14 protein-coding genes and 1 other RNA gene are annotated in these 13289 nt (G+C 37.3%); 9 read left to right on the top strand and 6 right to left on the bottom strand.

Annotated elements, in window-relative coordinates:
- Positions 1–205: 205 nt before the first annotated feature.
- The 6 genes from gpsB to V7127_RS18725 all read left to right on the top strand — a co-directional run bounded on the left by gpsB (position 206) and on the right by V7127_RS18725 (position 6584).
- Entirely contained in the window at positions 206–508 is a 303-nt protein-coding gene (gene gpsB, locus V7127_RS18750) for a cell division regulator GpsB (RefSeq protein WP_066294702.1), read from the top strand.
- Positions 509–589: 81 nt separating this feature from the next.
- Positions 590–990: RNase P RNA component class B (gene rnpB / locus V7127_RS18745), an RNA gene on the top strand.
- A gap of 206 nt (positions 991–1196) precedes the next feature.
- Positions 1197–2906, top strand: coding sequence for a putative bifunctional diguanylate cyclase/phosphodiesterase (locus V7127_RS18740; protein ID WP_335344791.1), 1710 nt, complete (start codon positions 1197–1199; stop codon positions 2904–2906).
- A 9-nt stretch (positions 2907–2915) separates the two neighbouring features.
- Complete coding sequence (locus V7127_RS18735) at positions 2916–4049, top strand: THUMP domain-containing class I SAM-dependent RNA methyltransferase (RefSeq protein WP_335488551.1); 1134 nt, start codon at positions 2916–2918, stop codon at positions 4047–4049.
- 218 nt (positions 4050–4267) lie between these two features.
- Positions 4268–4450 (top strand): hypothetical protein, encoded by a 183-nt coding sequence (locus V7127_RS18730; RefSeq protein ID WP_335354095.1) that lies wholly within the window; start codon positions 4268–4270, stop codon positions 4448–4450.
- Between the two features lie 214 nt (positions 4451–4664).
- Positions 4665–6584 (top strand): ATP-dependent DNA helicase, encoded by a 1920-nt coding sequence (locus tag V7127_RS18725; RefSeq protein ID WP_335488548.1) that lies wholly within the window; start codon positions 4665–4667, stop codon positions 6582–6584.
- A gap of 203 nt (positions 6585–6787) precedes the next feature.
- Here the strand turns inward: V7127_RS18725 and V7127_RS18720 are convergent, their stop codons facing one another.
- The 6 genes from V7127_RS18720 to V7127_RS18695 all read right to left on the bottom strand — a co-directional run bounded on the left by V7127_RS18720 (position 6788) and on the right by V7127_RS18695 (position 10241).
- Entirely contained in the window at positions 6788–7087 is a 300-nt protein-coding gene (locus V7127_RS18720) for a metal-sulfur cluster assembly factor (protein WP_335348388.1), read from the bottom strand.
- 15 nt (positions 7088–7102) lie between these two features.
- A complete protein-coding gene (locus tag V7127_RS18715; RefSeq protein WP_335488543.1) occupies positions 7103–8350 on the bottom strand; it encodes a hypothetical protein in 1248 nt (415 codons plus the stop codon).
- 8 nt (positions 8351–8358) lie between these two features.
- A complete protein-coding gene (locus tag V7127_RS18710) occupies positions 8359–8565 on the bottom strand; it encodes a DUF2249 domain-containing protein (protein WP_335348390.1) in 207 nt (68 codons plus the stop codon).
- A 5-nt stretch (positions 8566–8570) separates the two neighbouring features.
- Positions 8571–8834 (bottom strand): DUF2249 domain-containing protein, encoded by a 264-nt coding sequence (locus tag V7127_RS18705; RefSeq protein ID WP_335488540.1) that lies wholly within the window; start codon positions 8832–8834, stop codon positions 8571–8573.
- 101 nt (positions 8835–8935) lie between these two features.
- Positions 8936–9076, bottom strand: coding sequence for a hypothetical protein (locus V7127_RS18700; RefSeq protein WP_335488537.1), 141 nt, complete (start codon positions 9074–9076; stop codon positions 8936–8938).
- Positions 9077–9083: 7 nt separating this feature from the next.
- A complete protein-coding gene (locus V7127_RS18695) occupies positions 9084–10241 on the bottom strand; it encodes an MFS transporter (protein ID WP_335344188.1) in 1158 nt (385 codons plus the stop codon).
- 189 nt (positions 10242–10430) lie between these two features.
- On the opposite strand from V7127_RS18695, the gene V7127_RS18690 reads away from it, so the two are divergent.
- The 3 genes from V7127_RS18690 (at position 10431) to V7127_RS18680 (ending at position 13281) form a co-directional block, all read left to right on the top strand.
- Complete coding sequence (locus tag V7127_RS18690; RefSeq protein ID WP_335344189.1) at positions 10431–10664, top strand: DUF2249 domain-containing protein; 234 nt, start codon at positions 10431–10433, stop codon at positions 10662–10664.
- 141 nt (positions 10665–10805) lie between these two features.
- Positions 10806–12317, top strand: coding sequence for a carboxypeptidase M32 (locus V7127_RS18685; protein WP_335344190.1), 1512 nt, complete (start codon positions 10806–10808; stop codon positions 12315–12317).
- A 52-nt stretch (positions 12318–12369) separates the two neighbouring features.
- Positions 12370–13281 (top strand): DMT family transporter, encoded by a 912-nt coding sequence (locus tag V7127_RS18680; RefSeq protein WP_335344191.1) that lies wholly within the window; start codon positions 12370–12372, stop codon positions 13279–13281.
- Positions 13282–13289: the final 8 nt, after the last annotated feature.

Below are 13289 nucleotides of genomic sequence, written 5' to 3'. Positions count from 1 at the left end.
CGTGGCGTTCTTAGTCTGTTGTTCCTACAATCGGGCCTTTACGGGCTGTTAGTCCCCCACTTAGAATCTTATGTTTCCTCAACTTCTTGAAGCAGGGGTCTTACAGCCCGTTAATCTGCGAAAAATTAGTTCGAAAGAAAAATTGACAAAAATGCATATCTCTGAAAAAATAGATATGATGATTGTGAACTTTGAGGTGATTGTCATGCTTTCCGATAAAGTGAAATTAACGGCAAAAGATATTTTGGAAAAAGAATTTAAAACGGCTATGCGCGGCTACAAACCAGAAGAAGTAGATAAATTTCTCGATTGGGTAATAAAGGATTATGAAACTTTCCATCAGGAAATTGAAGATTTACAACAAGAAAATATGAGATTAAAGAAGCAGCTTGAAGAGGCTTCCAGACGTCCAGTCGCCGCACAAACTGCTGGGACAACGAATTTTGATATACTAAAGCGGCTGTCCAACTTAGAAAAGCATGTTTTTGGAAGTAAATTGTACGATTGACAAAAATTTTCTCGATTTCAAATTGAAAACCATTGCTATTCATTTGAAAGTTGCATATAATAACTTTTGTTATCATTAATAACGTTCGGGTAATCGCTGCAATAAGCGTATAGCGAATTGTAGAGGAAAGTCCATGCTCGCACAGGCTGAGATGCGTGTAGTGTTCGTGCCTAGTGAAATCATAAGCTAGGGCAGTTAGGCAAATACGTGTATTTGCTTGGCTGACGGCAGGGAAAATGCCTAAGTCCTTGGATATGGCATGAATACCTTGAAAGTGCCACAGTGACGGAGCCTTTTCAGAAATGAAGAGGGTGGAACGAGGTAAACCCCACGAGCGAGAAACCCAAATTATGGTAGGGGCGCTTTCTCTTAGGAAATGAACGAGGAGAAGGACAGGGTATACCTGTAGATAGATGATTACCACCTTAGTACGAGACTTAGGGTCGTTTGCAGTACAAAGGAACAAAACATGGCTTACAGAACGTTATTAGTGACATGAATGCATGAAGCTACTGCCCTCCTTTATAGGGGGGCTTTTCCTATTGGACAAAGAATTTTGTCCTTTTTTCGACTTTTGAAGGAAAGCGTTTATAAGAGGCTTATGCCAATATTGTATATTGAGGAGATTAACTATATGATAATAATGAATACTAAAGAAGAAAAAATATCGTAAATAAGGACGAAAAATATGATATTATCTGAGATCAGGGTCAGTCAACAAATAAAACTCGCAGAGAGGATTCTTCAAAATACGAGTGAAGGAGTCATGATTACAGACGGGAAATCTAGAATTATTTCCGTAAATCCTGCTTTTGAAATTGTGACTGGATATACGAAAGAAGAAGTTGTTGGAAAAAATCCAAACATCCTTCAATCTGGAATTCATGACGAGCAGTTCTATAAACATATGTGGAACCAAATTTATGAAAACGGATACTGGAAAGGTGAAATTTGGAATAAACGCAAAAATGGAGATGTATTTCTTGAATGGATAACGATTAGCTCCATTAAAGATGAAGAGGGTTACATCACAAATTTTGTTGCTGTATTTTCTGATATTACGGATCGTAAACATGCTGAGGATCAGCTGAGATATTTAGCACATAACGACTCCCTGACAGGCGTGGCCAATCGCTATAGTTTAAATAAGCGGCTTGAAGACTTAATATATACAGCTGAAAAGTATAATCAGCTATTAGCTGTCCTTTTTCTAGATTTAGATCGGTTTAAACAAATAAATGATACTCTCGGTCATAATTATGGAGATATGCTTCTGAAGAAAGTTTCTACAAGGTTAAAAGGGTTGCTAAAAAATAAGGATATGATTGCAAGGCTTGGCGGGGATGAGTTTGTCATCGTTTTACCCAACCTCAAACATCCAAAAGAAGCCGTCCATATGGCTGAAATGATAATAGAAGAGTTTACAAAATCTTTTCATCTTAATATGCAAGAAGTATACGTTTCTACAAGTATTGGGATAAGTTTATACCCTTTGGACGGGACGGATATCGAAACATTATTAAGAACCGCAGACAAGGCTATGTATGAGGCGAAAAGCGGCGGAAGAAATCAATTCGAGCTTTATCATAATAAGATGCATCACAATGAGTCAAGACAGATGAAAATGGAAAATGATTTGCGAAAGGCAATTGAACGTAATGAATTTTTTCTTGTTTATCATCCAATTATTGATGCGAAAACGAATAAAGTTGTTAGTTTGGAAGCATTGGTCAGATGGAAACAAGAAGAATTTGGTCTAGTACCACCTTCAGAATTCATTCCTCTTGCAGAAGAGTCTGGCTTAATCATTCCAATAAGTGAATGGATTATTCAAAAAGCATGCGAAGATTTAAAAGCCATCCATTTACAAGGTAATCCTAAATTGAGAATGAGTGTAAATATTTCGGCGATTCATTTCAACCAAGACAATTTTGTAAAATCAATAGGTGAAATTTTTCAAAGAACGAATGTCAACCCGAACTATATTGATTTTGAACTTACAGAAAGTATGATCATGCCAAAAGCGAGTGAAACTGTCGATAAGCTTGTAAAGTTAAAGCAGCTTGGTGTTAAATTATCAATAGATGATTTTGGGACAGGCTACTCATCATTAAGCTATTTAAACCGTTTTCCGCTCGATACACTGAAAATAGATCAAAGCTTTATAAGAAGAATATCTATATATGAGGAAGATTCCTCCATTGTGGAGGCCATTATTACGATGGCGCATCGGCTGCACTTAAAAGTAGTGGCAGAAGGTGTTGAAAATAAAAAACAATATGATTTTCTTAAGAAAGAACAATGCGACTTTATTCAAGGTTTTTATATATCCAAACCAATTCCTTTACATAAGCTGTTGACATTTCTAACGAGCTGGGAAACGGAAATAATGAATTAGGGTGAAATTATGACAAAATATGATCTGATTGCAACATCTGCTATGGGCTTAGAGGCCCTCGTTGCGAAGGAAGTACGCGCTTTAGGGTATGTTTGTGAAGTTGAAAACGGAAGAATCAGCTATAAAGGGGATTCTCTGGCGATTGCTAGATCGAATTTATGGCTTCGTACAGCAGATCGAATAAAAATAAAAATCGGGGAGTTCAAAGCTACTACCTTCGATGAACTTTTCGAGAAAACAAAATCACTTCCTTGGGAAAATTATTTATCTGAGGACGCTGAGTTTCCGGTAATAGGGAAATCTGTTAAATCTAAGCTCTTTAGTGTATCTGATTGTCAGGCAATCGTCAAAAAAGCAGTTGTTGAAAGATTGAGAACTCATTATAAAAAAACTGGCTGGTTCGAGGAAAATGGCCCGTTATATAAAATAGAAGTGGCATTACTTAAGGATACGGCCCTGCTCACGATCGACGCAAGCGGAAGCGGCTTACATAAGCGAGGATATCGGGCTGGCCAGGGAGAAGCCCCATTAAAGGAAACTCTTGCTGCCGCACTTGTCATGCTTACGAACTGGACTCCAGAAAAACCGTTTGTTGATCCTTTTTGCGGTTCCGGCACCATTCCAATTGAGGCAGCACTAATCGGACAAAATATTGCCCCCGGATTTAATCGTGAATTTATTTCTGAATCGTGGTCATGGGTGCCTGAACAAGTCTGGGATGAGGCAAGAACTGAGACAGAGGATTTAGCGAACTATGATCAGCAGCTTGATATAACTGGCTCTGATATTGATCATCGCATGGTGAAAATTGCTCAGGAGAATGCATTTGAAGCAGGCTTTGGTGATCTAATCAGCTTTAAACAAATGCAGGTAAAGGATTTTACAACAACAAAGGAATATGGAGTAATCGCCTGCAATCCTCCATATGGGGAACGATTAGGGGAAAAAGAAGCAGTTCAGAAAATGTATGAAGATATGGGAAAGGCATTATCGTCCCTTGATACATGGTCGATATATGTTCTTACTTCGAATGAAGACTTTGAGAAATTTTACGGAAAACAAGCAACAAAGAAGCGTAAATTGTTTAATGGCTTTATAAAAACAGACTACTATCAATACTGGGGGAAAAGACCTCCAAAATAAGAAAAGCGGAAGCGCCTTGTCCACCCCCGACAAGCACAAGCCAATCCTCCTGGAAAGGTGTACTTTCCTTTCTGGGAGGATTGGCTTGTGACCTCGAGGGGGTAGGCGCTGAAGCTAGACAGTTCTCAAACTCGAGAAAAATAATACTTTCGGAGCATAGAACCACCTGTCCTTGAATACAATAGATGTATCATTTAGAGGATCAGGAGGCCAAGCCAATGCACCATTCCAATATAGATTTTAATAAAATATCACAGGTGTTAATAAATACGATTGAAGCGGTGAAGGGGGAACAGGAATTATCATCAGCGGCACTCGAACAGTTGCAAACTGCTCAAAATGAACTTCAGCAAGCGATGTCGTTATCATTTTCATCTGTACATAAAAAGATCGGCTATTAAGAGGGGACCTGGCTGAGATGTGTCAGGTTCTTTTCTTTTATGTTTTAGTTCTTAAAGCGGCTTTTGCACTTCTTACTTGACACTTTCTCTATTTACGATACAATGATTGATGGTCTTTTGTTTAACAATGAAACAAAGATGAGATAATGATACAGGTATGAGATGAAGCGTCTATTAACAGGCGCTTAAATTTTTTCTATGTCGGAGGGGTAATATGCAAAGCAGAATGCCTTTTGCATTGTCCAAAAGTGAATCTTTTTTTGATAAATTAAGTGAATGGATCGGGGATGTTTTTTACGATATCCTGCCTGAAGCAGGCTTTGAAATGCGTGATGAACAAATTTTCATGGCATTTCAGCTTGAAAAGGCATTTAAGGAAAAGAAGGTTATATTCGCTGAAGCGGGTGTAGGTACAGGAAAGACGATTGTTTATTTGCTCTATAGCCTAGCCTATGCAAGATATATAAATAAACCAGCCATCATAGCCTGTGCAGATGAAACATTAATTGAGCAACTTGTGAAAAAAGAGGGCGATATTGCCAAGCTTGAAAAGGCACTAAACTTAAATATTGATGTACGGCTAGCGAAGTCAAGGGACCAATATCTATGTTTAAATAAGCTTGACCAATTAGTTGCAAGTGAAAATATGGATACATATAACTCGGTTTACGATCAGCTCCCTGAATTTGTCCATTCTGGTTCTTCCATGCAAAGCTTTGAAAGATATGGAGATCGAAAGGAATATCCTGAATTAACAGATGAGAAATGGAACGATATTGCATGGGATCCTTTTCAAGATTGCTTTACATGTGAAAAACGCCATCGTTGTGGACAAACTTTGAATCGTGATTTCTACAGGAATGCGAAGGATATAATTATCTGTTCCCACGATTTTTATATGGAGCATATTTGGACAAAGGAATCTAGAAAGAGAGAAGGGCAGCTTCCGCTTTTGCCGGATAGTTCTTGTGTCGTTTTCGATGAAGGTCATTTACTGGAATATGCCTCTCAAAAGGCATTAACCTATAGATTTACAGAGCAAATTCTTGAATCGCTATTAACCCGATTAATGGCCAATGATGTAAGAGAAAAGACATTGCATATGATCGATGAAACCATTATTCAAAATGAGCGATTTTTCTTTTCTCTTGAAAAGGCATCTTCTCTAGCAGAAGGTTCGGATAAAAAAACAATTAAAAAGTCTGAGATTGTCATCAAGGAAGGAAAAAAACTTCTTCAATATATTAGTTCACTTGAAGATGAGCTTGTGTTTGAAAGCGAAATGTATGTTATTAACGAATATGATTTAAAAATTGTTGAGGAGTATTTAGAACAAATATCGTATTCGCTATCCTTATTTCTAAAGGATTTGAAGGGGATCACTTGGTTCGAGGAACATGCAGGGGAAAGAACGCTCGTAATCATGCCCCGCATGGTTGAAGATATTATGAGAGAAGAAGTCTTCTCTCAACAGAAGCCATTTATTTTCTCTTCTGCGACACTTTCGGAAAATAAGTCATTTGATTATATGGCGAAAAGCTTAGGAATCGACAGCTACTTATCTTTTACCGTTTCTTCGCCATTTAATTATGATGATAATATGGTTATTAATATGCCGGCATTTAAAGAGGATTCACTTGATGAGAAAATGCAATATGTCGAAGAACAACTAGAAAAGTCTGATGGAAGAGCGTTAGTCCTTTTTACAGCAAAAGAGGAGCTTGCCAGCTTCAAAAAGAGGATTGGAGGCAAGATGAAATTCCCTGTCTATTTTGAAGGAGATGCTGAAATTAGTACGCTCGTATCTAATTTTCAAAATGAAGAGCAATCAGTACTATGCTCAGTTCATTTATGGGAAGGTTTAGACGTTCCTGGGAGATCACTTGAAAATGTCTTTATATTCTCATTGCCATTTCCTCCTCAAGATCCTGTTTTTAAAGCAAAACGTGAGGGGGCCTCTGACCCGTTTAAAGAGGTTGATTTGCCGTATATGCTTTTACGGTTAAGGCAAGGAATTGGAAGATTAATCAGAACTCATGAAGACAAAGGAAGAGTGCATATTCTTATTAAGGAAAATGAAGATAATGAAGTCCTTAAGCAAATTAAAAATGTGCTCCCAACAACGGAAGGTTAAACTAATAAAATACATCCCCTCTGCTAGTGAAAAGCAGAAGGGGATGTTTTTTAAAAGAGTTAAGAAAGCATAACATTTCTCGAGTTTGAGAACTGTCTAGCTCCANNTTGTGCTTGTCGGGGGTGGGCACAAAGGAAAGCTTCTGCGATTAGGCATCGCAGGAACAATTGTCCTTTCATTGTTCCGAAGGCGCTTCCGCTTTTCTATCTGCCTAATTGACTTTTGCCTTCAGGAGTCATTCGGTCTGGTGTCCATGCAGGCTCCCAGACGAGATCAACATCCACATATTTAATTTCTTCCATTTCTTCAATACAATATTTAACCCCGCTGACAATACTGTCATGAAGAGGGCAACCTGGGGTTGTTAATGTCATAGTAATAATGACAATTCCATCTTCAGGAATTTCAATTTGATAAATGAGTCCTAAATCTACAACATTAATATTAAGCTCAGGATCCAAAACCCTACGCAAGTTGTTCAATACTTTATCTTTTAATTCCATAATAAACCCCTCCTATTATTTTTTTACAACCTTTACAATAGCAATTGAAAACATCAAACAGGCGATAGTGAAAATGGTTTGAGTTGGGTAAAATAATGCCTTACTCCCAATAAAAAGGGAAATCGCAACACCTATTGCACCAAGCATGAGACAGATGAATACCGGGGTTGCCGCTCGGTCATTAATCATATCCTTTAATGAGGGAACATCCTTTTTCCCAATTTCCTTACTATATTTAGCAGTCCACCATAGAAACGGCACAATTTTGTATAAATAGCCAATAATACTAAAGGCAATCCATAAGAGTAAGTACAAAAATAATAATGGCCCCGCTGCTTTATGAAAAACTCCTAACAACCCCGTAATAAATGCGCTGAGGTGAATAATTCCCCCGCTTATGATCGCGATTAGGGCAAAAATAAAGGAATAATCAAGCTTTTTCTTCACTCTTTTCTTTAATATAGTTGAAATATGGTACATGAAAATGATAAATCCAAGGAATAGAAAAAAGAGTGCTGCAGTTAAAAGTTCTTTTGAATCTATAAAAAATGAAATAGCTGCTGCAACTAAACCAATTGTATAGATAGGGTAAACAAAATTAGCTAGTTTCATCGTATATCCATGTGATAAAGAAAACATTGGCACCATTTTATATGAAAAACCGAAAATAAGGAGAGTAAACCAACCAGTCATTCCAAGCAGTAAATGACTCTTAAAAATGGCTTGATAATATTGGCCTCCAAAGCCCGTTTTTATGCTAATTAACATCGTAATACCTAGGATAATAGTAATTAATAGACAAACTAAAGCTGTACCGACATACAAGGTTAATATATTAGGCTTCGCTTGTTTTCTCAATGTCATTAACATCTGAAAGAGGAACATGAGAATACCTAATAACGTGATGATTCCAGGAATTAACGCTTTTTGCGGTTCATAAAAAAGAAAATGTGCAAAAGAGAAGACCCCAATTACATATACCCCAAATTGAACAAAGCCGAATTTTTCATTCCAAATGGGGGTAAGGAAAGCAACGGGCACTAGCTGATACATAGCACCCATGGCAATCATCAGCGCCCATCCTAACAGTAGCAAATGAGCTGCGGACCATATTCCTGGTACACGAAATTGACCACTAAACATGTAATCTCCGTGAAACAGAAGTAAGATTTGTGAACCCATTAGGGCAATGATACTGACAAGGATAAAGGAAAATGGCAGTTTTATATTTGTTTCATTTCCTGAAGAAGATAACATCTTCATCACCTGCTCTATTTCGTAATTTCAATTAAAAAGCTTCCATCTTCATTCGGTGTAGTTTCATATTTTAAGCCTCTTTCTTCAAGCTGTTCATATAAGAACATCGGCCGGCGGTCATTAATAATAGACAAGCTTTCTCCGGGCTTTAAGCTCTCAAGAGCCTCTAACGTTCTCATCATCGGCTGAGGCGGCTCAAGTCCGCGATTATCTAATAACATGATGATCAGCTCCTAAATGTGATCTTCCAATGTTTTTTCTCAAGCTCTTCTGCTTCATACTCAAAACCCTTTCCTTTTAATATAGGGAATAGGGGGGCAGGCTTAAAGGGAGCATGAAGGATAAATACATCTCCTGTACTTAATTCATTTACAGCCTGCATAATTTTTTGGAAAGGCTCAAGTTTATTTTTAATATCTTCCCTTACATCTAATTCAATCGTTTTGTTATCCATTATTAAGTCACCTCTTAATCTTTGATCTTTAATCATAGTGTATCATCATAGAATCCTTCCATAAGTGACATGAATCATAGAATATGAAATTTATGATTATCATTCTCAATTGAGAAAATAAAAAAAGAAATCCGTATTCATTCTTCGGATTTCTTCTTCTTATCAGCACAATCAAAGCATAATGATTCATTATTCTCTGTATGAACACCATTAAAAAAACCATCTAAACAATATAGCATCTTTCCACAATCGGCACAATTACTTACGTATTCATTCACCTTTTGTTCACTCCATTCCTTCAGTAACATGAGCCTTGCTTCTAAAATAAAGGAGCATCCACATCGTATTTGCAAATAAAATACATGCAGCAATAACAAAACCCGTTGCGAAGGATACGGCTAGAACGCCTGTTAAGGAGGAGCCCACGACAACTCCAAGCGAGAAAAAGGCATAAAATAAACCGAATGCTTTTCCTCTAGTTTCAAGATCAGTATGTTTTACAAGCATAGCTGAGATAGATGGAAAAAGGAATGCGAAACCAGTACCATAAATAACCATACAGATAAATAAGAGTGACAATGATGTTGACATGCTAAGGAAAATGAGTGCTATCCCAATGATACTCATACCAACCATCATCGTAATATGGTGTTGATAGCGATCAAAGAGCCGATTGGTCGGTAAAGCAAAAATTAATATCGCGGTGATCCCAAATGTACTAAGGAGAATTCCGCTATATTGAGTGCCGAATTGAAGTGATTCCACCTGCAAAGGTAGCATGTAGGCTAATACCCCTTGGGCAAACATTAAGGAAAAAGCACCGCTAAAACTAATCGAAAGCATAGGGCTTTTTAATAAAGTTATGAGTGTTTTAACAGGAGGTTCAATTTTCCTTGATATTGTTGTTGATTTATTAGGGATAACAAAGGATGACAATGCAAAAATGATAAGCATAACAATGGCAATAATAATGAATACCCAATTCACTCCGTATTTCGAAGCGATGATCCCGCCAAAGGCAGGTCCAATTATGGCTGAAATGCCGACTGCCACTCCGGAAACGGCCATTGACTTACCTTGTTTTCCTTCTTTTCCCCTATTTGCAACGACTGTAAAGGCTGCAGGCACGAGAAAGCCGCTAAATAGACCATGGAGGAATCTTACTGTGATTAATTGCCATGGAGTAGAGACCATTATGTAAAGGAGAAGAATCAAACCTGTAAGAAAAAAGCCAGCCAGTAATACTTTCTTCGGACCATGTTTATCAATCCAATACCCCGCGAGAATATTTCCGAACATATTCGAAAAAGAATACATACCAACAGCTAATCCAATTAACGCAGGGGTTGCTCCAAGTTCCTTTGCAAAAGGACTCATAATGGGGAGTTGTGCAAACATGTCAATAAAAGAAATTAAAACGATAATAAAAATAAATTGTTTCATAGTATCTCTTCCTATAATTCATAGTCTGTCTCCTATATTATAACTGTTTTTCATGCAGAAAACGATTTTGGTGAATCATTCCTTTTAGGTCTCCTGAGAAAAGTCTTTATTCGCAGTGACCATGCTCACTTTTTTTCAAGAGATTATTTTATACAATACGTTTGTAAGTATAGTTAAGGAGGAGAAAAAATGATCGAGTTTGCCCAAACCGTTATAGCACCAGATTTTCCGCCGCGAGAGAAGCATCCTACCATTTTTAAAGCATTTGATTCTTTACAATCTGGAGAGTTTATGCTGCTTGTCAATGATCATGATCCAAAACCGCTGCAATATCAATTTATGATAGAAAGAGAAAATGATTTCACTTGGGAGTATCTAGAAGAAGGACCGGATCTTTGGAAAGTGGCAATTGGAAGAAAGTAAGAAACTATAAATAAACATCGATTAAAGAGATAACAGTGGGACTGTTGTCTTTTTTTTACATATAAAAGAGGAAATACAATCTTCACTTTCGGAGGAATGTGTTAAAATAGAAAGAGTATTTAAACAATAGGGGGAATTTCCATGAATGAGGAATTACAGCAAGCAGAAAAGGATTTCTTAGAATATGTAAAGAAAATAGAAGCTTATAATGAGGCACTGTCATTAATTTATTGGGATCTACGTACCGGGGCACCGAAACAAGCGGTTGAGCAGCGCTCTGAAGTGATTGGAATGCTATCTTCAGACGTTTTTAATATGTCTACTTCGGAAGAAATGGCAGCATACATAGAAAAATTATCAGGAGATCATGCTTTATCGGACATAACGAAGAAGACTTTAGCTGAATGTAAAAAGGAATATGACCGCAATAAAAAAATTCCTCCAGCTGAATATAAGGAATATGTTATTCTTCAAGCGAAGGCAGAAAGTATTTGGGAAGAGGCAAAGGCAAAATCTGATTTTGCGATGTTTGAGCCACATTTAGAGAAACTTGTTGCTACGACAAAGCGCTTTATCAATTACTGGGGCTATGAAGGTAATAAATATAATACCTTGCTTGATATGTATGAACCCGGAATTACAGTTGAAGCATTAGATCAAGTTTTTGGAGAATTGAGGGAAAAAATCGTTCCACTTGTACAAAAAATTAATGAGTCTGCAAATAAACCACATACTGAATTTTTATTGGAGCACTTCCCAAAGGAAAACCAACGTCAATTTAGCTTGGAAATTTTAGAGCAAATGGGCTATAACTTTAATGCGGGCAGACTCGATGAGACCGTTCATCCCTTTGCAATAGGATTGAATCCAGGTGATGTTCGTGTAACGACAAGATACGATGAGAACGATTTCCAGACAGCTGTGTTTGGTACAATTCATGAGGGCGGGCATGCGTTATATGAACAAAATATTTCACAAGATTTAATCGGTACTCCACTATGCGATGGCACCTCAATGGGAATTCATGAATCCCAGTCACTTTTCTATGAAAACTTTGTCGGGCGCAATCCATCCTTTTGGAAAAAGAATTTCAATTTATTAAAGGAATATTCTACAGGGCAATTTGATGAGGTTACGGTGGATGATTTTTGCTTGGCTATCAATGAATCTAAGCCATCGCTTATTCGTATTGAAGCAGATGAATTAACTTATCCTTTGCATGTTATTATCCGCTATGAAATTGAAAAAGGGTTATTTAATGATGAAATTGAGGTTAGAGATCTGCCGAAAGTCTGGAATGATAAGTATGAAGAATACTTAGGTATAAGACCTGATTATGATGGTAATGGAGTTCTTCAGGATGTACATTGGTCAGGTGGGATGTTTGGATATTTTCCATCTTACGCTCTAGGGTATATGTACGCGGCCCAGCTAAAGAATGCGATGCTGAAAGACTTGCCAAATTTTGACCAGCTATTAGAAGAAGGAAACTTGCTTCCGATTAAGGAATGGTTCACAGAGAAAGTCCACAAGTTTGGAAAGCTCAAAAAACCGCTTGAAATTCTTAAAGATGCCACAGGTGAAGGGTTAAATGCACAACACTTAATAAAATACTTGGATGAAAAGTACAGCAAAGTTTATAAATTAAACTAGGTTGACATGGGGGATGACTATAGTCATTCCCTTCCTTTAAGGAGAGAAATAAATGAAGAGGCTTCTACCTTATTTTATGATTGCAGCGGGAGCCAGTCTCTGGGGAATTATTGCAATCTTCGTTAAAGGGTTAGCGGATTATGGGTTTGCACCAATGGAAATTGTGGCAATTAGAGTCATATATGCGGCTATATTCTTACTATTAATTGGTTTATTTAAGTATCGAAACAATATGAAATTAAAGGAAATGAAGGATGTAAGACTGTTTATAGGCACAGGCATATTAAGTGTAGTATTCTTTAATTTTTGTTATTTTACGACTATAGGTCAGATGAATATTTCAATAGCAGTTATTCTATTATATACCTCTCCTGCCTTCGTCACGATTTTATCCTTTATATTTTTGAAGGAAAGCTTAAATCTGAATAAAATACTGGCTGTCCTAGGTACCATTATAGGATGTATTTTAATAGCAGGGGTTTCGGCGGGTGCAAGTAAGATAACCTTTATTGGCATATTAACTGGCTTAGGATCCGGGCTTGGATATGCGTTGTATACGATATTTGGAAAGTTTGCTCTGCGAAAATATCAACCTTTTACTGTTACGTTATATACCTTTATTTTGGCTTCCGTATTCTTATTGCCGATTACACAGCTTTGGAAAAAGCTTGATTTATTAATGGATTCACATGTGCTTTTGTATGGGATTGGCTTAGGGTTTATTCCAACTGTATTAGCGTATTTTATATACACATGGGGTCTTGAGAAGACAGAGGGGAGCAAGGCTGCGGTCATTGCAACGGTTGAACCGGTCGTTGCTACGTTGTTAGGTGTTATGCTTTATGGGGAGATACTAGGTTTTATTCAAATTACAGGTGCCATATTAATTCTTTGCTCTGTCATTATCGTCAATGTAACCTTCCGCAAAAAGGGAGCAAAACCGTTAGAAGAGAAGATTTCATAAGAAAAAGC

It is taken from the genome of Bacillus sp. JJ1773 (assembly GCF_036962035.1).
Taxonomy (GTDB): Bacteria; Bacillota; Bacilli; order Bacillales; family Cytobacillaceae; genus Cytobacillus.
The sequence above is the reverse complement of the archived record's forward strand: the minus strand, read 5'-3'. Positions and strand labels throughout refer to the sequence as shown.

Excerpts from the sequence above, each read along its gene's own strand:
- gpsB (WP_066294702.1), top strand. The coding sequence starts at position 206 with ATGCTTTCCGATAAAGTGAAATTAACGGCAAAAGATATTTTGGAAAAA.
- V7127_RS18740 (WP_335344791.1), top strand. The coding sequence starts at position 1,197 with ATGATATTATCTGAGATCAGGGTCAGTCAACAAATAAAACTCGCAGAG.
- V7127_RS18735 (WP_335488551.1), top strand. The coding sequence starts at position 2,916 with ATGACAAAATATGATCTGATTGCAACATCTGCTATGGGCTTAGAGGCC.
- V7127_RS18730 (WP_335354095.1), top strand. The coding sequence starts at position 4,268 with ATGCACCATTCCAATATAGATTTTAATAAAATATCACAGGTGTTAATA.
- V7127_RS18725 (WP_335488548.1), top strand. The coding sequence starts at position 4,665 with ATGCAAAGCAGAATGCCTTTTGCATTGTCCAAAAGTGAATCTTTTTTT.
- V7127_RS18720 (WP_335348388.1), bottom strand. The coding sequence starts at position 7,087 with ATGGAATTAAAAGATAAAGTATTGAACAACTTGCGTAGGGTTTTGGAT.
- V7127_RS18715 (WP_335488543.1), bottom strand. The coding sequence starts at position 8,350 with ATGAAGATGTTATCTTCTTCAGGAAATGAAACAAATATAAAACTGCCA.
- V7127_RS18710 (WP_335348390.1), bottom strand. The coding sequence starts at position 8,565 with ATGTTATTAGATAATCGCGGACTTGAGCCGCCTCAGCCGATGATGAGA.
- V7127_RS18705 (WP_335488540.1), bottom strand. The coding sequence starts at position 8,834 with ATGATTAAAGATCAAAGATTAAGAGGTGACTTAATAATGGATAACAAA.
- V7127_RS18695 (WP_335344188.1), bottom strand. The coding sequence starts at position 10,241 with ATGAAACAATTTATTTTTATTATCGTTTTAATTTCTTTTATTGACATG.
- V7127_RS18690 (WP_335344189.1), top strand. The coding sequence starts at position 10,431 with ATGATCGAGTTTGCCCAAACCGTTATAGCACCAGATTTTCCGCCGCGA.
- V7127_RS18685 (WP_335344190.1), top strand. The coding sequence starts at position 10,806 with ATGAATGAGGAATTACAGCAAGCAGAAAAGGATTTCTTAGAATATGTA.
- V7127_RS18680 (WP_335344191.1), top strand. The coding sequence starts at position 12,370 with ATGAAGAGGCTTCTACCTTATTTTATGATTGCAGCGGGAGCCAGTCTC.